Annotated in this window: 20 protein-coding genes and 1 pseudogene; 7 read left to right on the top strand and 14 right to left on the bottom strand. The window is 68.4% G+C overall.

Features of this window, described 5'->3' with window-relative positions; translation table 11 throughout:
* Positions 1 to 29: 29 nt before the first annotated feature.
* The 3 genes from MUG96_RS06985 to MUG96_RS06995 all read right to left on the bottom strand — a co-directional run bounded on the left by MUG96_RS06985 (position 30) and on the right by MUG96_RS06995 (position 3,786).
* Entirely contained in the window at positions 30 to 671 is a 642-nt protein-coding gene (locus tag MUG96_RS06985; protein ID WP_246987778.1) for an AIR carboxylase family protein, read from the bottom strand.
* Positions 668 to 1,834, bottom strand: a complete 1,167-nt coding sequence (locus MUG96_RS06990; RefSeq protein ID WP_246987780.1) for a 5-(carboxyamino)imidazole ribonucleotide synthase — start codon at positions 1,832 to 1,834, stop codon at positions 668 to 670. The genes MUG96_RS06985 and MUG96_RS06990 overlap by 4 nt, the downstream gene beginning before the upstream one ends.
* 161 nt (positions 1,835 to 1,995) lie before the next feature.
* Positions 1,996 to 3,786, bottom strand: coding sequence for a flippase activity-associated protein Agl23 (locus MUG96_RS06995; RefSeq protein ID WP_246987782.1), 1,791 nt, complete (start codon positions 3,784 to 3,786; stop codon positions 1,996 to 1,998).
* 172 nt (positions 3,787 to 3,958) lie between these two features.
* Between MUG96_RS06995 and ribH the strand changes: the two genes are divergently transcribed.
* Both ribH and MUG96_RS07005 read left to right on the top strand, forming a co-directional pair.
* The gene (gene ribH / locus MUG96_RS07000; RefSeq protein WP_246987784.1) at positions 3,959 to 4,363 is read left to right on the top strand and encodes a 6,7-dimethyl-8-ribityllumazine synthase; all 405 of its coding nucleotides are present in this window, start codon (positions 3,959 to 3,961) and stop codon (positions 4,361 to 4,363) included.
* The gene (locus MUG96_RS07005) at positions 4,360 to 5,508 is read left to right on the top strand and encodes a pyridoxal phosphate-dependent aminotransferase (protein ID WP_246987786.1); all 1,149 of its coding nucleotides are present in this window, start codon (positions 4,360 to 4,362) and stop codon (positions 5,506 to 5,508) included. The genes ribH and MUG96_RS07005 overlap by 4 nt, the downstream gene beginning before the upstream one ends.
* Positions 5,509 to 5,540: 32 nt before the next feature.
* Here the strand turns inward: MUG96_RS07005 and MUG96_RS07010 are convergent, their stop codons facing one another.
* Positions 5,541 to 7,529 carry a cadherin-like domain-containing protein gene (locus tag MUG96_RS07010; protein ID WP_246987788.1) on the bottom strand — a complete coding sequence of 663 codons (1,989 nt, stop codon included), beginning with the start codon at positions 7,527 to 7,529 and terminating at the stop codon, positions 5,541 to 5,543.
* A 277-nt stretch (positions 7,530 to 7,806) separates the two neighbouring features.
* Between MUG96_RS07010 and MUG96_RS07015 the strand changes: the two genes are divergently transcribed.
* Both MUG96_RS07015 and MUG96_RS07020 read left to right on the top strand, forming a co-directional pair.
* Entirely contained in the window at positions 7,807 to 7,956 is a 150-nt protein-coding gene (locus MUG96_RS07015) for a hypothetical protein (RefSeq protein ID WP_246987790.1), read from the top strand.
* 84 nt (positions 7,957 to 8,040) lie between these two features.
* Positions 8,041 to 8,556: a hypothetical protein gene (locus tag MUG96_RS07020; RefSeq protein ID WP_246987792.1), complete on the top strand. Its 516-nt coding sequence runs from the start codon at positions 8,041 to 8,043 to the stop codon at positions 8,554 to 8,556.
* A 1-nt stretch (position 8,557) separates the two neighbouring features.
* Here the strand turns inward: MUG96_RS07020 and MUG96_RS07025 are convergent, their stop codons facing one another.
* Positions 8,558 to 8,995 (bottom strand): FAD synthase family protein, encoded by a 438-nt coding sequence (locus tag MUG96_RS07025; protein WP_246987794.1) that lies wholly within the window; start codon positions 8,993 to 8,995, stop codon positions 8,558 to 8,560.
* 21 nt (positions 8,996 to 9,016) lie between these two features.
* A complete protein-coding gene (locus MUG96_RS07030; RefSeq protein ID WP_246987796.1) occupies positions 9,017 to 9,508 on the bottom strand; it encodes a Mov34/MPN/PAD-1 family protein in 492 nt (163 codons plus the stop codon).
* Positions 9,509 to 9,681: 173 nt separating this feature from the next.
* Here MUG96_RS07030 and han point away from each other — a divergent pair, with 173 nt between their 5' ends.
* Positions 9,682 to 11,592, top strand: a complete 1,911-nt coding sequence (gene han, locus MUG96_RS07035) for a Hef-associated nuclease (protein ID WP_246987798.1) — start codon at positions 9,682 to 9,684, stop codon at positions 11,590 to 11,592.
* On the opposite strand, the gene MUG96_RS07040 is transcribed toward han, so the two are convergent.
* The 4 genes from MUG96_RS07040 to MUG96_RS07055 form a co-directional block, all read right to left on the bottom strand.
* Positions 11,593 to 13,275, bottom strand: coding sequence for a phospholipase D-like domain-containing protein (locus MUG96_RS07040; protein ID WP_246987800.1), 1,683 nt, complete (start codon positions 13,273 to 13,275; stop codon positions 11,593 to 11,595).
* A gap of 76 nt (positions 13,276 to 13,351) precedes the next feature.
* Entirely contained in the window at positions 13,352 to 16,402 is a 3,051-nt protein-coding gene (locus tag MUG96_RS07045) for an FAD-binding and (Fe-S)-binding domain-containing protein (RefSeq protein ID WP_246987803.1), read from the bottom strand.
* A gap of 100 nt (positions 16,403 to 16,502) precedes the next feature.
* Positions 16,503 to 18,275, bottom strand: coding sequence for a HEAT repeat domain-containing protein (locus tag MUG96_RS07050; RefSeq protein ID WP_246987804.1), 1,773 nt, complete (start codon positions 18,273 to 18,275; stop codon positions 16,503 to 16,505).
* Positions 18,276 to 18,332: 57 nt separating this feature from the next.
* A complete protein-coding gene (locus MUG96_RS07055; protein ID WP_246987806.1) occupies positions 18,333 to 19,052 on the bottom strand; it encodes a protein sorting system archaetidylserine synthase in 720 nt (239 codons plus the stop codon).
* A gap of 128 nt (positions 19,053 to 19,180) precedes the next feature.
* Here MUG96_RS07055 and MUG96_RS07060 point away from each other — a divergent pair.
* Positions 19,181 to 19,600 (top strand): annotated as a pseudogene (locus MUG96_RS07060) (plastocyanin/azurin family copper-binding protein); the annotation flags it as partial.
* Positions 19,601 to 19,759: 159 nt separating this feature from the next.
* Here MUG96_RS07060 and MUG96_RS07065 read toward each other — a convergent pair.
* Genes MUG96_RS07065 through MUG96_RS07080 form a run of 4 tightly spaced genes read right to left on the bottom strand, consistent with a single transcriptional unit; the run spans position 19,760 to position 22,322 of the window.
* A complete protein-coding gene (locus MUG96_RS07065) occupies positions 19,760 to 20,452 on the bottom strand; it encodes a 30S ribosomal protein S3ae (RefSeq protein ID WP_246987808.1) in 693 nt (230 codons plus the stop codon).
* A complete protein-coding gene (locus MUG96_RS07070; RefSeq protein ID WP_246987810.1) occupies positions 20,449 to 20,679 on the bottom strand; it encodes a KEOPS complex subunit Pcc1 in 231 nt (76 codons plus the stop codon). The genes MUG96_RS07065 and MUG96_RS07070 overlap by 4 nt, the downstream gene beginning before the upstream one ends.
* Positions 20,676 to 21,851 carry a hypothetical protein gene (locus MUG96_RS07075; RefSeq protein WP_246987812.1) on the bottom strand — a complete coding sequence of 392 codons (1,176 nt, stop codon included), beginning with the start codon at positions 21,849 to 21,851 and terminating at the stop codon, positions 20,676 to 20,678. Before MUG96_RS07075 ends, MUG96_RS07070 begins: the two co-directional genes overlap by 4 nt.
* Positions 21,852 to 21,854: 3 nt before the next feature.
* Positions 21,855 to 22,322: a 30S ribosomal protein S15 gene (locus tag MUG96_RS07080; protein WP_246987813.1), complete on the bottom strand. Its 468-nt coding sequence runs from the start codon at positions 22,320 to 22,322 to the stop codon at positions 21,855 to 21,857.
* A 297-nt stretch (positions 22,323 to 22,619) separates the two neighbouring features.
* On the opposite strand from MUG96_RS07080, the gene MUG96_RS07085 reads away from it, so the two are divergent.
* A complete protein-coding gene (locus MUG96_RS07085; RefSeq protein WP_246987815.1) occupies positions 22,620 to 24,191 on the top strand; it encodes a DUF7289 family protein in 1,572 nt (523 codons plus the stop codon).
* The last annotated feature ends 236 nt before the right edge of the window (positions 24,192 to 24,427 follow it).

Consider the following 24,427-nt stretch of genomic DNA (forward strand, 5'->3'; position numbering starts at 1 on the left):
AAGAACTAGACCCGGCCGGTCTCGGGCCGTCAGTCCCGCCGTTCTCTGAACGCCGGCGTCCCGAGTTCGTGGAGGTCCCGGGACACCTCGGCGACGCCGCCCTGTAGCCCCTCGTGATAGTCGACGAGCCGCTCGCGTAGTTCGGAATGCTGCCGGGAGAGCAACTGCACCGCCGAGAGCGCGGCGTTGAACGATTTTCCGGCGTCGACCGCGGTCAGCGGCGCGCCCTGTGGCATCCCGATCACCGAGTCGACCGACTTCTCCTGGACCGGGACGCCGATCACCGGGAGCGGGTAGGCGATGGAGGCGGTCATGTTCGGCAGGTCCGCCGACTTCCCGCCCGCGCCGGCGATGATGGCGTCCAGTCCCCGATCCTCCGCGGTCTCCGCGTACGCGTACATCAGTTCCGGGGTCCGGTGGGCCGAGACGACGAACGTCTCGAAGGTGAAGCGGGCCTCCGGGGGGTCGTCGTAGCTCGTCTGCTCCGCGAAGCCCAGTTCCTCGGTCAGGACGTCGTACGCCCCCGGTCGGCCCGTCTCGGAGCCGGCCATCACGTCGAGGTCCGAGTCCGACCCCATCACGATACCGATCTCGGGGGTCTCCTCGGTCGGTCGGTCGCGCTCCGCCTCCTCGTGGAAGTCGTCGATCAGTGTCTGTAGCTCGTCGGTCATGGGTCCTCCTCGGGGTGGAACGTACAGCCGTCACGCAGGTCTCGTGCAGTCCGGAGAACGTCGTCGGGACCAGTGCCACCGTCGCCGCTGACGGTGACGTGCCCCATCTTCCGCAGGCGGTACACTTCGGATTTGCCGTACCAGTGGAGGTGTGCCCGGTCGGTCCCGAAGACAGCCTCCTCGCCGCGGAGCGTGGCCGGCTGGCGTTCGCTCACGTCGCCCAGCAGATTCGCCGTCGCCGTCGGCCCCCGGCGCTCGGTCGACCCGAGGGGCCGGCCCGTGACCGCCCGGACGTGTTGCTCGAACTGGGAGGTGTGACAGCCCTCGATGGTCCAGTGGCCGGAGTTGTGCGGGCGCGGTGCGATCTCGTTCAGGAGGATGTCGTCGCCGGTGTCGAACAGCTCGATGCCGAACACGCCGCGCCCCGCCATCACGGAGAGCACGTCGTCGGCGACCGCCCGTGCGGCCGACAACGTCGCGTCGTCGGTGCGTGCGGGGGAGACCATCGTCCGAAGGATCTCCTCCTCGTGGATCGTCTCGGTGACCGGGAACGCGTCGGTGCCGTCGACGCCGATACAGCCCATCACGGCGAGTTCGCGCTCGAAGTCGACGAACTCCTCGACCATCGCGGGGCCGGCGATCTTCTCGAAGGCTGCGTCCACCTCGTCGGGCGACTCCACGAGGACGTTCCCGCGGCCGTCGTACCCGCCCTCTCGGGCCTTGAGCATCGCCGGGTAGCCGAGTTCCTCCAGCGCCGTTCGCAGCTCCGCGGCGGAGCCGACGGCGCGGAACTCGGGGACTGGCACCCCCGCATCCCGGAGCCGTTCTTTCTGGACGAGTTTGTCCTGGATGATCCGGAGCGTCTCGGGTGCGGGATGGACCGGGACGCCGGTCTCCTCGCTCACCGACTCCAGCACGTCGGGGTCGGTGAGTTCGATCTCGTATGTGAGGTAGTCGGCCCGCTCGGCGAGGGTGCGGACGGTCTCGGGATCGTCGAAGTCGCCGACGATCTGGTCTCGGGCGACCGGCGCGGCCGGCGCGTCCGGTGTCGGGTCCGAGACGACGAGTTCGACGCCGAGCGGCGCCGCGGCCTCGCCGAGCATCCGGCCGAGTTGGCCGCCGCCGACGACGCCCAGCGTCGGGCCTGGTACGGATAGCGGCATTCGTCCGCCGCTTCCCGAGCGTCCCGCTTAAGCGTTATCACACGGTGACAGCCGTGGGGTCTACCGCCCCGGCCGCGGTCCCGTGCCTGCCGGGCGGTCTCGCCCGGTCGGGCTCCGCCGTCGCTTTTCCCCGGCCCGGGTTCGCTGTGGGTACCGCCCGGTCAGGAATCGCTCTCGTTCCGGACGTAGTCGGGGTGGACGAAAAACGCCGTCTCGGTCCCGTAGGTCCGGAGTTCGTAGGAACGCTCCTCGTACTCGGGGAACTGCTCGCGGACCACGTCCGCGGGGTTGCGCTGTTCGTCCTCGCCGGCCTTGTCCCGGGTGACGATCACTGGGGGCTGTGACCCGGCCTGCTGGCGCAGTTCCGTCGGGTTCTGGGCACACTCCACTGCCGAGTCGTGCGCGGAGAAGTACCACGGCAAGGGCAGGGCGTTGAACCACTTCACGCACGCGGGCGACCGGGTCGCGTTCTCGTCGCCGTCGACGTAGAACTCCCCGTAGACCAGCACGTCGGTCCCCTGGTTCGACGCCGAGGCGGCCTGCATCTCCCGGACGACCGGCTTGATGTCACCGCCGGGCTGGGCGTACTGGACGACTTTGTTCTCCCGGTCCTGTGGAGCGAGGTACACGGTCCAGAGGCCCGCGCCGGCCATCTGCCCGACGAGAACGACGATGAGCAAGAGCGCGATGCCGACGTCGATGCTGTCGTCGCGGGCCATGGCCTCCCGTCCCCACCGGAAGAGCATGGCGAAGCCGACGGCAGCGGGAATCGCCAGCGGCAAGACGGCGTGAATGGCCGCCCACGGCGCCTTGATGTCGGTGACGATGGGGTAGCCGAGCACCGAGGCCAGTCCCCAGTAAAAGGAGAACGCGACGATGTCACGAGGGCCGCCGGCGGCGTATCGGTCCGCGAGGAAGCCGACCACTGAGAGGAGACAGAGCGCGAGCGCCCCGTAGCCGAGCGTCTCCGCGAAGTCACCCAGGTAGGGGAGGTAGGCGTGGTCCTGGTGGCCGCCGTCGACCCACAGCCCGTAGAACTCCTTCCAGGAGCCGATGGTCGCCTCGTTGACGACGGAAAACAGCATCGACGGGTCGCCGCCCCCGAGCGCGCCGAAGGCGTTGTACAGACCGAGTTCGTTCGGCGTCCCCGACCGCGGCGCGTAGAAGAACACGATGATGAGGACGAACCAGACGACCGCGAGGAGCAGGAACGGCGCCCACCGTTTCGTCCAGCCGAGGTCCGGCTTGAGGTAGCCTTTCGCCAGCGCCTTCCAGTCCTGGTCGCGGTCCTCGGCCCGCAGGAGCCGGTGGTCGACGACGATGGCCGTCGCCCCGATCCAGGTGACCAGATAGAGGAGGGCGTTCTCCTTCGCGGTGAAGGCGAGGGCGGTACAGGTGACGCCGGCGAAGAGGTACCGCGCCTGGCCGAAGTCGACGGCGCGGACGAACAGGACGAACGCGGTGAGCATGAAGACGCCGACGATGGGGTCCCCGCGCATGAACCGCGAGTAGTAGAGCAGGAGGGGGTTCACGGCGAGAAAGAGCGCGAGCGCGACGATCTCGGCGTCGCGGAGGCGGTGACGGAGACCGAGCGCGACGAACGGGAGCAGACCGCCGAGCAGCGCCGTCACGAGCCGCATCGCCGCGTCGGTCGCCCCGAAGAGGGAGAAGACGAACCTGTTGACGTGGTGGTGGAAGGGGCCGTGGATGATCGCGCGGTACTCGTAGTTTCCGGACTGCATGTAGTCGAGAATCCACCAACCGACACGTGCCTCGTCCCAGTGGGCGACGCGGGCGCCGAGCGCGAACAGGCGCAAAAACAGCGCGAACGCGACGATGCCGCCGACTGCGAGGACGATCCGGTCGATGCCGTACTCGGTGGGGAGGGCTGTCTCGGAGGCACGGCCGGTCTCCGAATCGGCGGGGGAATCCTCGTCCTCGAGGGTTGCCATCGTCCGCTCACAGGCCCCCGGGATTTAGAATCCTTCTGGTTCCTGCTGGCGCTTCGGGCCGCTCCGCACCGGCCTGGGGCCGCCACGGCACCCTGTCACCGATCCGTCACGGTTGTTCCCGAGTCGGTCTCCGAACGGTATTTCTTTAGGTCGTGGCCGCCATCTCCGGGACATGGTACGGCTCGGACTGGTAGTCGCGGAGTTCAACCGCGACGTCACCGAACCGATGGAGGAACGGGCCCTGGAGGCCGCCGAGGAACTGGGCGTGGCGGTCGTCGAGACCATCCACGTGCCCGGTGCCTACGACGCGCCGCTGGCGGCCGACCGCCTGGCCCGCCGCGATGACGTCGACGCGGTGACCGTCGTCGGCGCGATCAAGTCCGGCGACACGGACCACGACCGCATCATCGGCGAGGCCATGGCACAGGGGCTGACCGACGTGAGCCTCGACCGCGACACGCCAGTCACGCTCGGCGTCACCGGCCCCGGCATGAGCATGGACGAAGCCCACGCTCGGACCGGCTACGGCGCCAGTGCCCTCGAAGGAGCCGTCGACCTCGTGGAGGAACTACAATGAGCATGGACTTCGCAGCCCGCGTACAGCGAGTCGAACCGAGCGCTACACTGGCTATCAGCAACCTCGCCGCCGAACTCGAAGCCGACGGCGTCGACGTCGTCGACCTCTCGGTCGGCGAACCCGACTTCGACACCCCCGAGAACATCAAAACCGCCGGCAAGGAAGCGATGGACGCCGGCCACACCGGCTACACCCCCTCGAACGGTATCCCGGAACTCCGGGAGGCCATCGCGGACAAACTCGCCGACGACGGGCTGGACCACGGCCCGGAGAACGTCATCGTCACGCCCGGCGGGAAGCAGGCCCTCTTCGAGATCTTCATGTCCCTCATCGACGACGGGGACGAGGTCTGCCTGCTCGACCCCGCGTGGGTCTCCTACGAGGCGATGGTGAAGATGGCCGGCGGCACGCTGACCCGCGTCGACACCTCGGCCGCCGACTTCCAGCTCGAACCCGTCCTGGACGACCTCGCGGCGGCCGTCTCCGACGACACCGAGTTGCTCGTCGTCAACTCCCCGTCGAACCCGACCGGCGCCGTCTACTCCGACGCCGCCCTCGAAGGCGTCCGCGACCTCGCGGTCGAACACGACATCACCGTCATCTCCGACGAGATTTACAAGGAAGTCACCTACGGCGTCTCCCCGACGAGCCTCGGGACCCTCGACGGCATGGGCGAGCGGACGCTCACGCTCAACGGCTTCTCGAAGGCCTACGCGATGACTGGCTGGCGGCTCGGCTACTTCGCCGGCCCCGAGTCGCTCATCGAGCAGGCCGGGAAGCTCCACAGCCACTCCGTCTCCTGTGCCGTCAACTTCGTCCAGCACGCGGGCGTCGAGGCCCTGGAGAACACCGACGAGGCCGTCGTCGAGATGCGCGACGCCTTCGAGGAGCGCCGCGACATGCTCGCGGACCTCTTCGCCGACCACGGCGTCGACGTCCCCGTCGGCGACGGCGCGTTCTACATGATGCTCCCGGTCGACGACGACGACCAGGCCTGGTGTGAGGGCGCTATCGAGGACGCCCACGTCGCGACCGTCCCCGGCAGCGCCTTCGGCACGCCCGGCTACGCCCGCCTCTCCTACGCCGCGAGCAAGGAGCGCCTGCAGGAGGGCGTCGAGCGACTGGCCTCGGAAGGCTACCTCTAGCGACTTCTGCTGGGGAGCGGCCGACGCCCGCCTCAGTTCCCGTCACGGCGGTGCGCCAGCCCAGCCACGAGCGCGAACACGCCCACGAGTGCCCCGATCATCCCGAAGCCGGGACCGGACGCAGTCGTCCGTGCACCGTCTCCGGTCCCGGGACCGTTCGTCGTGTCACCGGTACGGTCGGGTTCCACTGTCGTCGCGTCGGTCGTCCGACCTGACGGGTCCGTCGTCCCGGTTAGCACAGTGGTCGTCTCGGGCCGTGTCGTCGTGGACTCGAGCGGTGTACCCGCGCCCGGCCCTGGGGTCGTGGCGGGTCCCGTCGACGTGGTCGGAACTCTCGTCGTGGGCCCTGGTGGTTCGGCACTCACAGTCGTCGGCGCCGCGACCGCCACACGCATGGTGTCCGTGTCGCTGTTTCCGCTCTCGTCCCAGACGCGCAGGGACACGCGGTGCTCGCCGGGGCTATCGAACGTCAGGGTCGCTGTCAGTCCTCGCTTTTCGTATCCGCCGTCGTCGTCGATGTCCCACTGGATCGTCCCCAGTTCCTCGTCGTCGGAGGAGTTACCGGCGTTGATGGTAACGGACTCGCCGACCGTGATGGCTCGATCAGGGCCAGCGTCGGCGGTCGGTGGCGTCTCGTCGGGCGGGTCGTAGCTCCCGCTAGGAGCGGTGACGCCGGTGACGGTGAGCGTGATCGTCGCCTGATCGGTGCCGCCGTTCCCGTCGTCGACGGTGTAGGTGAAACTGTCAGTGCCCGAGTCGCCGTCGTCGAGTGCTTCGAACTGTCCGTTCGGGTCGTACGTCCAGCTCCCGTCACTGTTCGCGGTGACCGTCGCTCCGCTCTCGAGCGTGACCGGCGTTCCCGAACTGAAACTCGTCCCGTCGATGGCATTGAGCGAGAGAGTGTCCCCGTCCGGATCGCTGGCGAGTTTCAACAGGTCGGTACTCGCACCGTCACTGACCGAGAGTGGGGTGTCTTCGTCCGTACTCCCGGTGCCGTCGCTCGCCGTCGGGGCGTCGTTGACCGGGTTGACCGTGATGCTCAGCGTCGCGGTATCCGTGCCGCCGTTGCCGTCGCTCACCTCGTAGGTGATCGACACGTCGCTGGTCCGGTCGGTGCCGGGGTCGAACTCGATCTCGTCGTTGCTCGCGCCGGTGATCAGTGCCGTCCCGTGGCTCGGGCCGTTCGTGATCGCACTCACGTCGAGCGGATCACCGTCGGGGTCGTCGTCGTTACTGACCACGTCGACGGTGACGGTCGTGTCCTCGTCCGTACTCGCGGTGTCGTCGTTCGCCGTCGGCGCTCCGTTCACGACGGTGCTCGTCTGCGTGGTCGCAGCACCGCCGAAGAAGTTGAACGATCCCGCCTGGTTCTCGGTCACGTCGATGGTGACCTCTTCGAGCGTTTTGCTCGAATCCGCCGACACGGCGTATCCCCAGATCGCGGGGTCGTTCGCGTTCTCGTAGCTGGACCCGTATCGGTCCATGTCGTCCCGGACAGCGTAGCCGGGATCGCTCGGCGGTGACCCGAACCAGTCCGGGACGGTGAACTCCGAGGAGGTGACCGTCGAACCATCGGCATAGTGGAGTATTAGCTTGAATCGTGCTGGAGTGCTGGGGTCTGCACCGCCCGCTGATGCGACGACGTGAACCGTCTCGTACTGGTCGTTGCTGACGCTCGCGGTGACGCTTCCGGTGCCGAGGGTTTGCCAGGCGTTGTTGTCGTCGGAGTTGAAGTCCGCGAGATCGAACTCGGGGTGGACGTCCGTCACCGCCGGGAAGACGCCGTCGTCCGGAACCCCGTCCTCGGCGGGGTTGCCCTTGTTCTGGGCCGTCGACGACGACACGAGTGTGTAGCCGCCGTTGTCGAAGTCACCGTCCGTACTGTCTGCCGTCCCGCGGACGACGTCGGCGTTGTAGATGCTCGAGAAGTCGAGTTGTGCCGTATTCGCTGCCGCTGCCGCCCCGGAGAACGCCGTGAGGCCACCGAGAACCGACACGACGAGCAGCACTGACAGCGTCACTGCCCGCAGTTTCCGGCCACTCGATTTCACGGTTCCCCCTGTCCGTGATCGAGCGAGTGTTTCCAGCGAGTCGGCCCCAGTCGGCCCGGCACCCGTGTACGGTACCACCGTTTCTCGGGAGCGGACTCACCAAAGGAACGATGCATGCACATAGTCGACTACTGGCATATAAAATCGTTCGGACAATACTCGTCCTCGAACCGTCCGCTCACGCTGGCACATCGAACGCCTCCTCGAGTCTTCTGAGAGCGTTCCCCGGTGCCGCCCGGTCGTTCGTATGACCGAACGACCGCTGCGCGTCATCGCGGTCGCTCCGGTTACGGCTCCCCGTGTCGACACGCCCGGCTACGCCCGCCTCTCCGACGCCGCGAGCAAAGAGCGCCTGCAGGAGGGCGTCGAGCGACTGGCCTCGGAAGGCTACCTCTGAACCGACGGGGCGCCGGAACCGAACCCTCAAACACCTCTTTGACCCTCGTGAAAGCGTTTATACGTGCCGCCGAGTCCTTCGTGTATGATCGAACGACGGACATTCTTCACCGCGGTCCTCGTCGTCGCCCTCGCGACGGCGGGGTGTGTTAGCGGGCCCGGCCAGCAGGCGACCGACGGCACGGCCGACGAAACGCCGGCGGGGACCGACTCGGCGACAGTGCCGCCGACCGACACCGACGTGCCACGGCAGAGCGGCGAGGTCGAGTGGCCCGACGGCCCGAAAGAGCGCCCCGACCGTCCCGACGAGTGGTCCGAGTCCGCGGCCCGCGAGTTCGTGAAGACACACGAGTACCGCTACGCATACAACAGCCTGTGGTACGGCGACGCCTCCGACGTGAACCTGGAGTGTGAGGTCCACAGCAGCAGTCCCGCCGGTGACGGCTACGAGGTCGTCGTCTCCTGTACGGGCTACTCGAACACGCAGACGGTCGTCGACGAGGGCGGCACGCCGGTCGAGATGCACGCCGACTGGTTCACGCAGACGTTCACCTACTACGTCGACGACGATTCCATCGTCCGGGAGCGCACGGACGGCTGACTCAGTCGGAGTCGCAACGCTCCGCGCAGATCCGGTCGACGATCCGGCCGGTCGAGAGGAGTTCGCCGTCGAACCGCTTCTCGCGGCCGGAGGCGCGGCGCACCTCGCAGTCGATACCGGCGTCGGCGAGCGCGTCGGCGAGGGCCTCCTCGTCGTGGTGCTGGTCGAATCCCAGCGCGATCACGTCGGGGTCGATGTCGCGGATGGGGACGAAGAAGTCCTCGGGGTGGCCGACGCGGGCGTCGTCGACGGGGTCGAGGGCCGCGACCATGTCCCGGCGCTGGCGGTTGGGGAGGACTGGCGGGTCCTTGTGGGTGACGTTCTCCCGTCGCGCGACGATGACGTGTAGTTCCTCGCCCATGGCCGCGGCCTCGGAGAGGTAGTGGGCGTGGCCGGGGTGGAGGATGTCGAACGTGCCCTGTGCGACGACGCGTGTCATGCGGTAGCCTCCGGTGCCATCTCAGAACTCCTTGTCGCGTAGTTCGCGGTCGATGTCGGCCTGCGTGAAATCGAAGAAGTCGTCCTCGGGGAGGTCCACGTCGAGGACGTCGAGGTCCCGCGGTTTCCCTTCCTGGTCGAAGGCGCGCCAGTCGTCCGGGCCGTAGGGCGCGCCGAGGATGATGTGGACTTTCCCCTTCCCGAACGTGGCGAGGTCGGCGTCGCTCGGCCGGAGGACGCCGTTGGGATGGGAGTGGATCGAGCCGGCAGCGCGCATATCGTTCGGGATCATGCTCGTTTTGACCGTGGCGCTGACGGGGTTGGACTGGGTGCCGGGAATGACGAGCACGTCGGTGATGACGGTACCCTTGCGGTCGAGGTCGAGTTTCCGCGCGTCTTCGCCGCGGAGCAGTCCCATGTACTCGTCGGGGTGGGAGTCCTCCGAGGCCTCGCGCGCGAAGGTGAGCGCCTCTTCGGCGATGCCGAGAATCTCACTCGACCGGAACAGCCGCATACCAACAACTCGGTGTGGTTGCCTTCTAAGACTTCCGGATGCCGTGCCGGGCGCCGCATCGCTCCTGCCCTCGCCGTTCCCGGAGCCACCGTCTCCGCTCTCGCCGCTTTCGCCACTGCTCCCGCTGTGGTGTTTCCAAAGCTTCAAACGGCGGAGCGCCGAAAACGACCTACATGAGTCCATCGCAGACTCCCGACGACGGGGCGGACGTATCCGCCGACGGGACACCGGTCGTCTACCGACTCGCGGACCGCTGTTCGCTCGACGATATCGAGGCAGGCGAGTACTACCACGCCGAAGTCAACGGCGTCGTTCCCTACGGCGTGTTCGTCGATCTCACCGAGACCGTCTCCGGGCTCGTCCACGAATCGAACCTCCAGGGCGACTACGCGGTCGGCGACGAACTGGTCGTCGAACTCGTCGAAGTCCGCGACGACGGCGACGTGAGTTTCGCCGAGGCCGGGGTCGACGACTACGACACCGAACACGTCGAAGCCGGCCCGGACGTGTCCGTCGCCGAACTCGACGAGGCCGTCGGCGAGACGATCGCACTCGACGGCGTCGTCGTCCAGATCAAACAGACCGGCGGCCCGACCATCTTTCACCTCCGGGACGACACCGGCGTCGTTCCCTGTGCGGCGTTCGTCGAACCCGGCGTCCGGGCCTACCCCGACGTGGAAATCGACGACGTGGTCCGCGTGATCGGCCGCGTCGAGACCCGCGACGACGCCATCCAGATCGAGGTCGACGACCTCGACCGGTTGGAGGACGACGACGCCGAGGAGACCCGCGCGGACCTCGACGCCGCCCTCGACGAGCGCGCCGAACCCAACGAGGTCGACCCGCTCGTCGAGTGGGAGGCCTTCGAGAAGCTCCGCCCGGACCTGCGGGCGGTCGCCAAGCGACTCCGGAAGGCGGCCCTGAACGGCCGGCCGATCCGGATGCGACATCACGCGGACGGCGACGGTATCTGTGCCTCCGTGCCCGTCCAGCTCGCGCTCGAACGGTTCGTCGAAGCCCACCACGAGGACCCCGAGGCACCGCGACACCTCCTCAAGCGCCTCCCGAGCAAGGCACCCTTCTACGAGATGGAGGACGTGACACGCGACCTCAATTTCGCCCTCGAAAACCGCGAGCGCCACGGGCAGCGGCTCCCGCTCCTGTTGATGCTCGACAACGGCTCCACCGAGGAGGACACGCCGGCGTACCGCAACCTCGCCCACTACGACGTTCCCATCGTCGTCGTGGACCACCATCATCCCGACCCGGACGCCGTGGGGCCGCTCGTCGACGAGCACGTCAACCCCTATCTCCACGACGAGGACTACCGCATCACGACGGGGATGATGTGCGTCGAACTCGCGCGGATGATCGACCCGTCGCTGACCGACGACCTCACCCACGTCCCCGCCGTCGCCGGCCTCGCTGACCGCTCGCAGGCCGACGCAATGGCCGACTTCCTCGACCTCGCCGCCGAGAAAGGCTACGATCAGTCCGACCTCGAAGACGTGGGCGAGGCACTCGATTACGCCACCCACTGGCTGAAGTACAACGACGGGCGCGAACTCGTCGACGACGCCCTGAACGTGAACTGCGACGACCGCGAGCGCCACGAGGACCTCGTCGACTTCCTCGCCACCCGCGCCGAGCGCGACGTGGAGCGACAACTCGACGCCGCCATGCCCCACGTCGAACACGAACGGCTCGACAACGACGCCCACCTCTACCGCATCGACGTGGAGAACTACGCCCACCGATTCACTTACCCCGCGCCCGGGAAGACGACCGGGGCGATCCACGACCGGAAGGTCGAGGAGACCGGCGACCCCGTCATCACCATCGGCTACGGCCCCGACTTCTCCGTCCTCCGGTCCGACGGCGTCCGCCTCGACATTCCCCTGATGGTGGAGGAACTCACCGAGGAGATCGACGGTGGCGGCGTCTCCGGCGGCGGCCACCTCGTCGTCGGCTCCATCAAGTTCGTCAAGGGCCGCCGCGAGGACGTCCTCGACGCCCTCGTCGAGAAGATGGCCGACGCGGAACTCGACGCTGCCCTCTCCGCGACATCGACCGCCGACGAGTAGCTACCGCCGCTCCGGCCCCACACCCTTCCGCCCGCCGAACTCGATTCGACGAGCGACTGCCACGGTCACTAGCGCCGCCAGGAGGACGGCCGCGGCCAGTCCCGCCGGGAGCCGCCGGATTCCGCCCTCCCAGTCCGCGTCGAAGACCGCGGCGTAGTAGCCCGCGACCGCTTCGCCATGCAGGACCAGTGCGACCTCGCGGTTGTCCCGCGCGGAGTTGTTGTTCCAGTTGAGGCTCCCGATAACCACCTGCTCGCCGTCGATTACGACGCCTTTCGCGTGCACCTTCTCGAATCGGTTGTTGGGTTCGGCGAGTTCGGCCTCCAGCGGGAGGTCCTCTCGGGCCGCGCGGTCGTTCAGCCACCGCACGAGCCGGCGGTTCTCCTCCTCGACGTACCACGCGCTGCTGAGGAGGATGCGCACGTCGACGCCGCGGCGCGCTGCCCGAAGTGCCGCCCGGAGGAACGGCTGGTGCCGGCTCCCGACCGACACCTGCTCGATTCGAATCGAGTCGTCGGCCTCGTCAAGCAGCGCGACGAGTCGCCGTTCGGCGTTGTCGGGTGCGACCAGGAGTTCGACGCGCTCGGCCCGGACGCGCCGGGGTTCGAATCGGCTCGGGAAGGTTCCGTTCGCCGGTGCTGCCGCCGCCGGTTCGAACGACCGGCCACGCCTGAACGACCGCCAGTCGGTCGCACCGCGCCAGCCCGCGTCCGCTCGGAAGGTTTCCACGAGTCCGGCGACGACCTCCTGCTGGCCCACGACGACGCCCCAGCCGCGGCTGCTGTGGCCGCCCGTCCCTGCGGGTTTCCAGTTCTCGGTCGTCACGAGCGCGCGGTCGTCGACGATGGCGTACTTCGCGTGGTGGAAGTCGTACCTGGCCCGGTCGCCACCGAGCACGCGGACGGAGACGTTCGCGGCAACGAGCCGATCCAGCGCGGCCGCCTCCCGTCGCGTCAGTCCGCCGACCGGGGCGGCGTCGACCAGCACACTGACCGCGACCCCGCGCCGACTCGCGTTCGCCAGCGTCGTGACGATTCGCTCCGAGGTGAGCGTGTAGCCGGCGAGCAGGAGTCGGTCGTCCGCGTCCCTGACTGTCGCCAGCGGAACCGCGGGCGCGTCCGGGAGGACGAAGGGGCGGACCGTTCCACCGTCGGCGGTCACGACCGGCCGGTCCGTCGCACCGAGGGGGTGCCACCCGCTCCCTCCGTCTGCCGGCCGCGCGAGTTCGCCCTCCGGCGCATCTGCGTAGGTCAGTGTTGCCACTACGTGGCCGTTCCGACGGAGCGTGACCCGTTCCCCGGTGTTTGCGAACCGGGGTAACTCCGCTCGGACCACCCGCGCGTCGGTCCGGTTCCGCGTTCGGTTCGGTGTGGGCGAGAGCGCGACGTGCCCCTCGACGGTGACGTTCGGCAAGGCGGCGCGGCCGTCGTCGTCGGCGACCGTGTAGGTCCCGAGTGCTGTCCGTTCTCGGGCCCGGAGGACCACGAACTCGCCGCTGTCGCCATCGGCGACCGGATTCGGGTAGACGGCCGTGATGTCGACCGGGGGCCCGGCGTCCGTCCCGTTGTCCGCCCGGTCCGGGGCCCCGGGCCCGGCGAATCCCGGCCCGGCGGCGCCGACGAGTCCCGAAACCGCGACGCTCGCGAGGAGTGCGAACACGAGGGCTCTGACGACAGCGGTCACGTGACGGCGTGGTCCCGCTCTCCGATTTAAAACTCGGGGGACAGGGGCCGGTCGGTGGATGGGCAGTGGCGCCCAGTCACTCCGCGAGTGCGTCGGCGACCCGCTCGATGGGGTGTGGTGGTTCCTCGTCCGCGTCCGGTCGGTCGCCGAGCTGTGTCCGGCAGGAGGCGCCGGGCGCGACGACCTGCTCGCCGTCGCTGTTGCCCACCTGGTCGAAGAGGATGTCGCCGATGGCGCGGCTCATCGAGTAATGTTCGGCCTCGTAGCCGAAGGAGCCGGCCATCCCACAGCACCCGGAATCGAGCGGGTCGACGCCGTAGCCGGCGCGCCGAAGCACGCCGACCGCGTGGTGGTCCTTCTTCGTCGCCTTCTGGTGACAGTGGCCGTGGTAGGTCAGGTGCTCGCCCGGGTCGCCGAAGGCGATGTCCTCGTCCAGTCGGTGGCGGTCGAGGTATTCGAGGACGCCGTAGGCGTTGGCGGCGACGGTCTCGGCCGCGGCCGCGTGCTCGCCGTCGCCGAGGAGGTCGAGGTAGTCCGACTGGAGCATGACGGCGTCGGAGGGTTCGACGAGGACCACGTCCCAGCCCTCCCGGACCCGCGGTGCGAGCGTCTCGACGTTCTCGGCGGCCGTCGCCCGCGCGTCGTCGAGAAAGCCCTTCGAGAACGCCGGACGTCCGCTGTCGGTGATGTCCGCGACGCGGACGTGGACGTCCGCGGCTTCGAGGACGTGGATCGCCGCCTTGCCAGCCTCGGGGTTCGTGTAGTTCGTGTACGTGTCCGGCAGGAGCAGGACCTTCCGCTCGGCCTCGCTCTCGGGGACGAACGGCGTCCGGCCGTCGGCCCAGTCCCGTAGCGTCTCCCGCTGGAACGTGGGGAGCGTTCGCTCGCCGGCGATTCCGATTGTCTTCTCCATGACCGTCCGCGCACCGGGCACCTTGCTCGCGAGGTTCGAGAGGGGTGCGAGCGCGCTGCCCACGGCGGCGAGGCTGTCGATGTTCGCGAACAGTCTGTCACGGAGGCTCGCGCCCTCGCGCTGGTGGTACTCGTGGGTGAGTTCCGCCTTGAGCTTCGCCATGTCGACCTCGCTCGGGCAGTCTTTGGCACAGCCCTTGCAGCCGATACAGAGGTCCATGACCTCGGTGACGAACTCGTCGGAGAACTGCTCGTCCGCCGGGAGGTCGCCGGCCATCGCCTGCCGGAGCATGTTCGCCCGGCCGCGCGTCGACAGCGACTCCTCGCCGGCCGCGCGGTAGGTCGGACACATCACGCCGCCGGTGGTCTCCTGGTGGCCGCGACAGCCGCCACAGCCGTGACAGAGCTCCGCCATCCCCTGCATCCCGTTGTCGACGTCCCAGTCGAGCGTCGGCTCGAACCCGGCGTCGAACTCGTAGTCCGGATCGAACCGGAGGTTCTCGGTCAGGTCCGTCGGGTCGTCGTCGCGGAAGACCACCTGCCCGGGGTTGAGAATCCAGTCGGGGTCGAACGCGCTTTTGAGTTCCTGGAACGCGGTCCAGATCTCCCCGCCGTAGAGTTTCCGGTTCCACTGGGTTCGGGCCCGCCCGTCGCCGTGTTCGCCGGAGACGCTCCCGTCGTACTCGACGACGAGGTCGGTCACCTCGTCGGCGATGGACGCCATCTCCTCGACGCCGGTCTCGGTCTTGGTGTCGATCAGCGGGCGGATGTGGAGGACGCCGGGGCCGGCGTGTGCGTAGAAACTGGCGTACGTGTCGTGGTCGGCGAGGATTTCGCGGAAGTCAGCCACGAAATCCCGGAGGTTCTCGGGCGGAATTGCCGTGTCCTCGAGGAAGGCGATGTGTTTCTCGTCGGTCGTCCGCCCGAGCAGGATGGGGAGGCCCGATTTGCGGAGCTTCCAGAACCGCTTTCGCTCGGCGTCGTCGTGGGCCTCGTCCGCGGAGGCCGCCTGAATCGGCTCGCCCGTGTCGACGCCGTCCGCGGTCGGGTCTGCGGCGGTGTCGGCCCCTGGCACGCGGTCGGCGAGGAGGGTCGCAACCTGCTCGCGGCCCGCCGCGTCGTCGTCGGCGTAGAACTCCACGAGCAGGACCGCCTCGGTCCCCTCGGGCACCATCTCGCCCACGAGGTCGCCGAACTCCTCGGTCTCGCGGGCGAGGTCGAGGAGCACGTCGTCGAGCACCTCGACCGCGGCGGGGTCGTGGTCGAGGATCGGCACCACGTCGTCCATCGCGTCGAGGTAGTCGTCGTACCGGAGCAGCGCCATCGACTTCGTCTCGGGGACCGGTTCGAGCGAGATCTCGGCCTCGGTGACGACCGCGAGCGTCCCCTCGCTACCCGCGAGCAGCCCCGGCACGTCGACGACGCCCTCCTCGCGGGCCCGCTCGACCAGCCAGTCGAGGTTGTACCCCGAGACGTTCCGCTTGAGGTCGGGGTAGGCCGTCTCGACCGTATCGCCGTAGTCGTCGATCAGTCGCCCGATTTCGGCGTAGATGCGGGCTTCGAGGTCGCCCTCGGGGTCGGCACGCTCGTCGAGTTCGTCGCGGGGCATCTCGCCGACCGTCGTGACCGTCCCGTCCGCGAGGACGACCTCGCACTCCTCGACGTAGGCGTCGGTCTTCCCGTACTTCAGCGAGTGGGCGCCGGTGGAGTTGTTGCCGATGGCACCGCCGAGGACGGATTTGTCTCCCCACGCGGGGTCCGGCGCGAACTTCAGGCCCGCGTCGGCGAGCGTGGCGTTCAGTTCGCCGAGCGTGATGCCCGGTTGCGCGCGTGCCCGGCGCTCGTCGGCGTCGAACTCGACCAGGCCGTCCATGTGTCGCGTGGTGTCGAGGACGACCGCCTCGTTGACCGTCTGCCCCGCGAGGCTCGTGCCGCCGCCTCGCGGGAGGACCGGGATCTCCCGCTCGGCGCAGTACTCGACGACTGCCGCCACGTCCGCCGTCGAAGTCGGGAAGACGACGCCGATGGGCGTTACCGAGTAGATGCTGGCGTCGGTCGCGTACAGCTGCCGGGAGTACTCGTCGAAGCGGACCTCGCCGTCGACCAGGCCGTCGAGATCGTCGACGAGACCGGGTCGTGCCGTGTCACCGCCGGCGTAGTCGTAGCTCGCCCGCGCGTCGTCTCGTGGGTCCACGCGGGCGTCGGTATCGCTCATAGTCAGGTTTTGGACCGGGCCGTAGAAAGCGTGGCGCTCGCGGCGGTCCATACGGTCGCCTCGGAAAAGAACTGGCGTCGAGCCGGGACCCGACCCGTCGTCAGGCCGCGCTTTCGGTCGCAGCCCGTGCCTTCTCGGCCTCGGCCTGGACGATGTAGGCTGCGTCGTCGGCGTACTCGGCGGCGACCTCGCGGGCGCGCTCGGTGCCGATACGATTGAGCGCCCACGCGGCGCTGGCGCGCACCTCGTCGGCCGCGTCGGCCTCCAGCACGTCGGCGAGCGGTTCGATGGCGCGGGTGTCACCGATGAGGCCGAGCGCCCGTGCCGCGGTCGAGCGCACTTCGGCGTCGTCGTCGACCAGCTGGTTCGCGACGATCTGCGTCGAGTCCTCGCTCCCGATCATCCCGATGGCCCGGAGCGTGACCTTCCGGAGCGCCGTGTCGCCGCCGTCGACGAACTCGTGGATGGTCTCCAGCGCGCGCTCGTCGCCGATGCGACCGAGGATGCGGATCGGCTGTTTGTTGCGCTTCTGGGCGAGTTGCTCGAGTTCGTCGAACGCCTCCGGCGGCGCGATCCGCTCCAGGCTGTCGAGCACGTTCTCCTCCATGAAGTCGGAGGTCAGCTTCTCCATCGCCAGGAGGATCATCTCGATTGCCTCCTCGTCGCCCTCCTGATACTGTTTCTCGTAAATCTTGACGGCGTTCCACTCCGGCGGGAAGTCCTTCCGGTTCTCGGGGTTCAACACGTCGTACAGCCCCTTCCGGTCGAGTTCCTGCTGGACGGTCAGGTCCGTCCAGGCCTCCGCGGCGTCGAGCTGGTCGGTCATCGTCTCGGCGCCGTCCAGCAGTGTCACGACCGTCTCCCTGTCGCCGTCGGGGTCGAGGCCCGTCTCGCCGACGATGCCGCGCACGTCGGCCAGCGCCGCCGCGAGGTCGGCCCCGGAGTCGCTGGCTGCCTCGAAGGTGTCGACGAACTCGCTCCCGGCGAGGTCGAGAAACTCCTCGACGGCGACGGTCGCGTCGTCGAGGCCCGCCGGCGTCCAGTCGGTCTCGGTCAGGGTCTCCTCCCCGGACTCGATTTCCTCCTGTACGTCCTCGGCGTAGGGGCCGCGCTTGTCCTCGATGGTGCTCCGCAGGTCCGCAACGGTCTCGCGAAGCGCCTCGATTTCGGCAGGCTCGTCGGGTTCGTCGTCTTCCTCGTCGTCCTCGCCGTCGTCTTCGGCCTCGCTTTCCTCCGCGTCGGCCTCCTCGCTCTCGGCCGCGCCGCCGCCCCAGTCGATGGCGTCGATGTCGGCCTCGACGTCGTCGAGTTCGGCTTCGACGTCGTCGAGTTCGGCCTCCAGTTCGGCGTCTTCGAGTTCCGACTCGATGTCTTCGAGTTCGCCCTCGAGCGCCCAGACGGTCGCGTGCCAGTCCGGCGGGACCTGCTCGCGCACGTCCGCGACCCGCGATTCGAGGCCGTCGTACTCGTCGGCGTCGGCGGGGATCGACGAGTCTTCGATGTCCCCGAGGATGTCGTCGAGCCGGTCGTGGAGGTCGTCGAGGTCCGCCTGGCTCTCGGCGCCCTCGATATCGGCTTCGACGGCGTCGATCTCGTCTTCGAACTCCCAGACTGCGACCGTCCACTCGGGCGGGATGGCCTCGCGGACCGCGTCGATCCGTGCCTGGAGGTCGTCGGCCGCCTCGCTGTCCTCGGGCACGTCGGAGTCGGCAACTGCGGATTCGATTGCGTCGACCCGCGATTCGAGTTCGTCGAGGTCTTCCCGCGACTCGGCGGCGTCGATGTCTCCCTCGACGTCGTCGAGCCGGGCCTGGAAGTCCTCGACGACGGACTGCCACTCCGCGCTCTCGCCGTCGTCGTCCCCGGTGCTCATAGTCGGCACTGCGTGTGTCCGGCCAAAAGGCGTTTCCATTCCAGGCGGTCGCCGAACTCACGCGCCCGCGTCCGACCGCTCGTCGACGAGATAGCGCCGGTAGAACCACGGCCCGATGAGATAGAGGACGGCCATGACGAGCAGCGCCCGCGGAAAGAGGCGGTAGAAAGCCGTCGGCGCGACGATGGCGCCGGCCTGGACCGCGCCCATCCCGATGGCGTGGGAGTCGTTCAGCTCCGGGTACTCGATGGTCGTCACCATCAGGTAGGTAAACACGACCGTCAGCCCGAGGACGAACGCGGCCCGCTGGATGCCGGCGAGGTAGACGACGGTGAGGATGGTCGCCGCGAGCGTCGTCTGGACCCCCTCGGTGTCCCGGGAGCCGATGTCGTAGGCGGTGTACATCGCCAGCCGGACGACGCCGGCGCCGACGTACAGCGCGGGGACGAGCAGGGCCACGGCGAGCAGGGCGGGCGGGTCGCTCGGCGACAGTGTCAGCCCCCACTCGGCGCGGGCGACGGCGAAGACGAACACCGCGGGCGCGACGCAGAACGAGGCCACGTCGGCCAGCGAGTCGACGAACTCCCCGACGGGCGTGCCGCCGAACTTCCGGGCGAGCACGCCGTCGAGCCCGTCGGCGATGGCCGCGAGCAGGACCAGGCGCGCGCCCAGCGCCGGGTCGACCAGCGCCGCGACGGCGGCCCCGAACCCGAGCATCGCGTTGGCGACGGTGACGACGTCGGCGACTCCCAAGCGACCGACGAACCGCGGCTTCATACCTCCCGGTCCGCCCACCGCCGTCTTAGTCCGTTCGATACGGTCGTCACGGCCGCCCCACGGTCCCTCCCCCGCACTGCCGGCCCCGAACCACGCCACATATATCCGTACGGACCCGACCGTCACGTATGCGCAGACGGGCTTTTCTCGCGACGCTCGGCGCCTCGACCGTCGCCGCTGCCGGCTGTCTCGGCTCGGGGAGTACCGGCGGTGCCAGCGAGTACGACGTCGGGATGTCGGTCTCCCGCTTCCGGCCCGAAGAGCTGGCCGTCGCGCCCGGCACCACCGTCGTCTGGAAGAACACGAGCAAGTCCAGCCACACCGTCACCGCCTACGAGAACGCCATCCCCGAGGAGGCCGCGTACTTCGCCTCCGGCGGCTTCGACTCCGAGGACGCCGCCCGCGATGCCTGGAACGCGCGAAGCGGCGGCAGCATCAGCCAGCGCGAGACGTACTCCCACACCTTCGAGATTCCCGGGACCTACAACTACGTCTGCATTCCCCACGAGCCAAACGGGATGGTCGGTAGCGTCGTCGTCAGCGAGGACGCCACGCTGACGCCAGAGGGTGGTCGCGTAACGGTGACGACCGACCGCGGCGGGACGCCGACCGACGGCACGGCGAGTACCCCGGACGCGACGTCGACCGAGTAATCGAGACGGCCCTGCGGCTGTCCACGTTCGGAAAAAACGAAACGAAACGCGGCGCTACTCCTCGTCGGCTTCGGCCGACTCGTCGGCGGCCGTGTCCTCTTCGGCCACGTCCTCGACGTCCACGTCCTCCTCGCTGACGGAGACGCTTGTCTCCTCTTCGGCGGCGACTTCCTCGGGGTGGGCTTCGAGGGTCGTCTTCTGGATTTCGACGCGGCGAAGCGGGTAGATGGTCTTCGCCTCGTTGTAGATGGCCGAGGAGATGCGACCGTTGATGACGCTGTCGACGAGGTCCTGAAAGGTGCGGTCGCTGGCGGCGTCCTCGACGAGGTCGATCATCGTCCGGCGGATGGCCTTCTCCTGGCTCTCGTCGGCCGACTTCGTGGTGAACGCGACCGGCTGAATCTGGAGGCGGTAGTCGTCCGTCGTCAGGACGGTGACGAACGCCTCGATCTTCGAGGAGCCACGGCGGACGAGACTGCGCGTGTAGTCACGCGTCAGTTCGAACTTCGTGAACTCGCTGTAAGCCGAGTCGCCGGCGACCTCGTTCACCTTGAAGGTGAGCTTCTTGTTGTTCTCGCTGGCGTCGTTCTGGAGATCGCCCAGCGTGGTTTCGATGGTCCGTCCGAGGACCTGTTCCGATTCCTCCGCAGGGGTATCGCCCAGCTCCTCCCGCTCGAACTGCTCCGGAGCGAGCACGGTGTACCACTGCTTGCCCTGCTTCTGTCGTGAAACTGATCGTTCGCTCATGATTGTGTCGTGTCCGTGAGTTCGTCCGCGATCCGTACGTTAACGACGTAGTCGTCGACGGTCGCCTGCAGCCCGCCGGTCGTCTCCCGCTCGATGGTCATCGTCACCTGCCGGCCGTCCGTCGTCGTCGTCATCTCGTCGGTGTTGTCGGGGGTGAGCGCGGCCGCGACCATCGCGGCTCGCTTGGCGCTCCCGTGGTCGGTCGTGATCGTCGCCGTTCGACTCATAGTGCCTCCCTGAAGGCCATGATGAACTCGGCGGTGTCCGTCTCGAAGCGTGCCTGTGCGCGCCGCGTGCCGCCCGCGGCCCGGCCGTCGACGGCGTCGGCGGCCTCGCGCATCGTCGCGGCGAGGTCGCGGTCGTCGGCGGCCGCGCCAGCCGCCCGTCCGTCGGTGACGAACAGCGCGACCGGCTCCGGCGAGCGGAAGTCCCGGAGGAGCCGTGCGGCCGTGCCGACCGGCACGTCGCCGGGGTCGGTCACGCCCAGGTCGGCCGCCGCGCCGCGTGCGACGAACAGCCCGTCGTACCGGCCGGTCGTCGCCGAGCGGACGGCACCGTGGGCGCGCTCGCCGTGGGTCCGCCAGGCGTCGAGTGCCGCCGCGCGCGCGTCGTGGCCGAGTGCGAGTGCGACGCCGGTTCCCGGTTCCTCGCGCGCCACGGCGTCGAGCACGTCGGCGTAGCCGCCGACCGTCTCGAAGGGGCCGCCGACGACCGGGCGCAGGACGCGCTCGACCGTTTCGGCGGCCCGTTCGCTGGCGTCGTTCGCGCCGACCGTTCGGATCGCAACCATCGACGCCAGCCGCCGGTGTGCGCCCTCGTCGAGGGTCGCGTCACCGGTCGCCTCCGCGAGGAGGTTCAGGTCCGCGAGCGCGGCCTTCGCCGTCTCGGGGTCGCCCGAGAAGGGAGCGTGGACGAGCGTCGAGTGGCCGAGTCCGTCGGCGATATCGGCCGTCGGGACGGCGACGCCCGGTCGACGCGTCGTGCCCGCCGCTTCCGCTGCCTCGACGAGGGTGGCGCTCGGTCCGGTCTCTGCCGCCGTCGCGCCGGCGAGCGCGAGCACCGGGTCGGCCGCGCCGCCGAGTTCGTCGGCGACCAGGAACGCGGTCTCGCTGACCGGGGTTCCGTCGGCCGTGACGGTGTGGTCGGCCGCTGCGTCGGCACTCCCGAGGGAGACTGTCACGTCCGCCTCCGTCCCGCGAGCCGAGGATGCCGGCGGCTCGGTGACGCTCGCCTGGAACGGCACGTCCAGGCGGGCGAGCGCCCGAGCGAGTACGCCGGTGGCGGCGAGTGCGTCGCCATCGGCCGTCGCGACGAGCCGGACGAAGCCGGCGTCGCGACAGGCGCCTGCGACGGCACTCGCGGCCGCCTCGGTCCCCGTGGAACGGTCGGCGGTCGACATGTCCTACTCCTCCAGGATGTCGACGGCCACGTCGTAGGAGTACGTGAAGTCGACCGGCATCTCGTCACCGCGATAGTAGTCCACCAGGCGGCGGATCTTCGCCTCCGCGTTCTGGAGGGCTCGCTTGTTCTGGTAGTCGGTCGGGTTCTCCTCCATGTGGTCGCGCAGGCGGACGGCCCGATCCATCAGGTTCCGCAGGTCCTCGGGCACGTCCGGCTCCGCGTCGTGGTCCTCGAGGATTTCGGTGACTTTCTTGTCCGTGGCGAGTTTGACGTCGGGAATCGGCGTTCCCTGGACGCCCTCGTCACGGAGCTTCATGCCGATCTCGCTCGGCGAGTGACCCTGTTCTGCCAGTTCGACGACGCGCTCCTCGATGGCATCGGCGTCGACGTCGCTCCACTCCGGCGGTTCGTCTGCCACGGGCTTGTCCGAATCGGACGAGCCGCGGCGGCGTGTGTGCATTCGTGCCATTGTTGTGGTTGGAACTGCACTGACCGCGGCGTAGTCGGTGCGACGGACGGGGCTGCCGCCCGCGCGTGCCGAGACACTACCGCAATCCCAAGCCGCGAAAGCGGACTGTCCGCCCCGGGCCTGTCGCCCGGTGGCGGATTCCTGCGGCGAGTCGGATTTGCGGCCGTGCTGTTCCCACCCGTACGTGCTCGTTCGGACACTTGACGGTTACTACTCGGCCCCGCCGTGCCCCTGCGAGTCTCACGAGGAATAATCGACCAGTGCGCTTATGTCTCGGGATGGGAAACCTCATCTACCATGTCTCCGGGCAGGGCCCAACGGCGCGGGTCCGACGACGACCGTGGGCAGTCGAACGTCGTCGGCTACCTCCTGGTTCTCGCCATCATCATCGGCGGCACGTCGCTCGTGGTCGTGCTCGGTGCCGACGCGCTCGAGCAGACCAACAGCGTCTCCGAGCTGAAACGCGCCGAGCAGACGATGACGCTGTTCGACTCCAGGGCGGCGATGGTCGCACTCGGCACCTCCGACACCCAGAGTCTGAACGTCAAACAACAGAGCGGGCAGTTCGAGACCGACCCCGACGCCGGCTACATCTCTATCAAACACGTCAATTACGAGGAGGGAGCGACCGAAGAGGTGTACAACCAGTCTCTCGGTGCCGTCGTCTACGAGAACAACGACCGTCGGATCGCCTACCAGGGCGGTGGCGTCTGGCGGCTGGACCCGCGGGGCGAGGCCCGGATGGTTTCCCCGCCGGAGTTCCACTACCGCGGGGCGACGCTGACGCTCCCGATAATCCAGGTTCAGGGCCAGTCGAGCGCGAGCGGGTCGCCGTCGGTCACCGTCTCCAGCGACGGGGACGCGAGACGGGTCTACCCCAACACGAGCGCGGACCTCGGTGCTGGCAACAACGGTACCGGTGCACCCTACGACTACCAGGGGACCGACCGCCACTACCGGAATCCGGTCAAGAACGGGACGGTCCGGGTGTTCGTTCACAGCGAGTACTACCAGGGCTGGGCGAACTACTTCGACCAGCGCACGAGCGGCGAGGTCAGGGTTTACGACAACAACCAGACGGTCCGGCTGACGCTGGTCAGCCTCGGCGGCGCGCCCGGGCAATTCCCCATTCCGGACGAGGGCGTCGGCCAGGAGATCAGTGGGGTCGGCGAGGGCCACCCGCTGAGGGAGTTCACTCTCTCGCTTGAACCGGGCAAGAACATCAACGGAGAGAGCCATTGGTCGATGTTTGCTTCCGAGAACAGCAGGGAGATGGAGATACACATCACCATGGAAAACAGCGGTGGCTGTCGGGACGCTACGATATCGTATCTTTATACCAGCCCGACGGAGTACCGCGAGTGGTCGACCCCTCCGATCAGTCCTAACACCACCGACGTTTATGAGTGCGTCCCCGACGGCTCCAGCAAGGTCGAGAGACTCTACTTCAACCTCTCGGGGACCGACGTCGATGCCGAATACGAAGACGTGACCGCCAACGGCGCGGCCAGCGGCAAGTGGTGCTTCTCTCCGAACGAAACACCGGACTCTGGTATAGAAATCGACGACCACACAGAGGATCCCGGCACCGGCACGACGATCTCACCGGTGTCGGGCCACACTCAGTCGGTAAACTGGACCACGAGCCACTACATCTCAAAGATGGGAACGAACTACGAACTCAAGGTCGGGGACAGCCAGGGATCGACTCCGTCGGCGGAGTGCGACGCGACAACTAGCGGAGGAGGCAGTGATATGATCGAAGAGGGCGCTTCCGTCGGGTTCCTCGATTACGAGGAGGCCACCGGCGCGGAGTACATTACCTACCTTCACATCACCGAAAACGAGATCGACGTCGACTTCGACTGAACCCGACTCCTGACGCACCTTGGTAGTTTTTGCGACCGTTCGGCCAGCACCTGCCACCCGTCCAGTACCCGCTGCGCCACGACGAGCTGACCGTCCCGGTCCAGGACCGGGACGATATCCCACACGCGCTCCCGTGACGGGGTCACGGTCCCGACGGCAGTCAATCGGCGACACGTCCACTGCTCCCCACCGATGCAATCCGCGAGCGGTGGCCCGGCCGCTCACGTCGGGCAGTA

This window comes from Halorientalis marina, assembly GCF_023028345.1.
GTDB lineage: Archaea > Halobacteriota > Halobacteria > Halobacteriales > Haloarculaceae > Halorientalis > Halorientalis marina.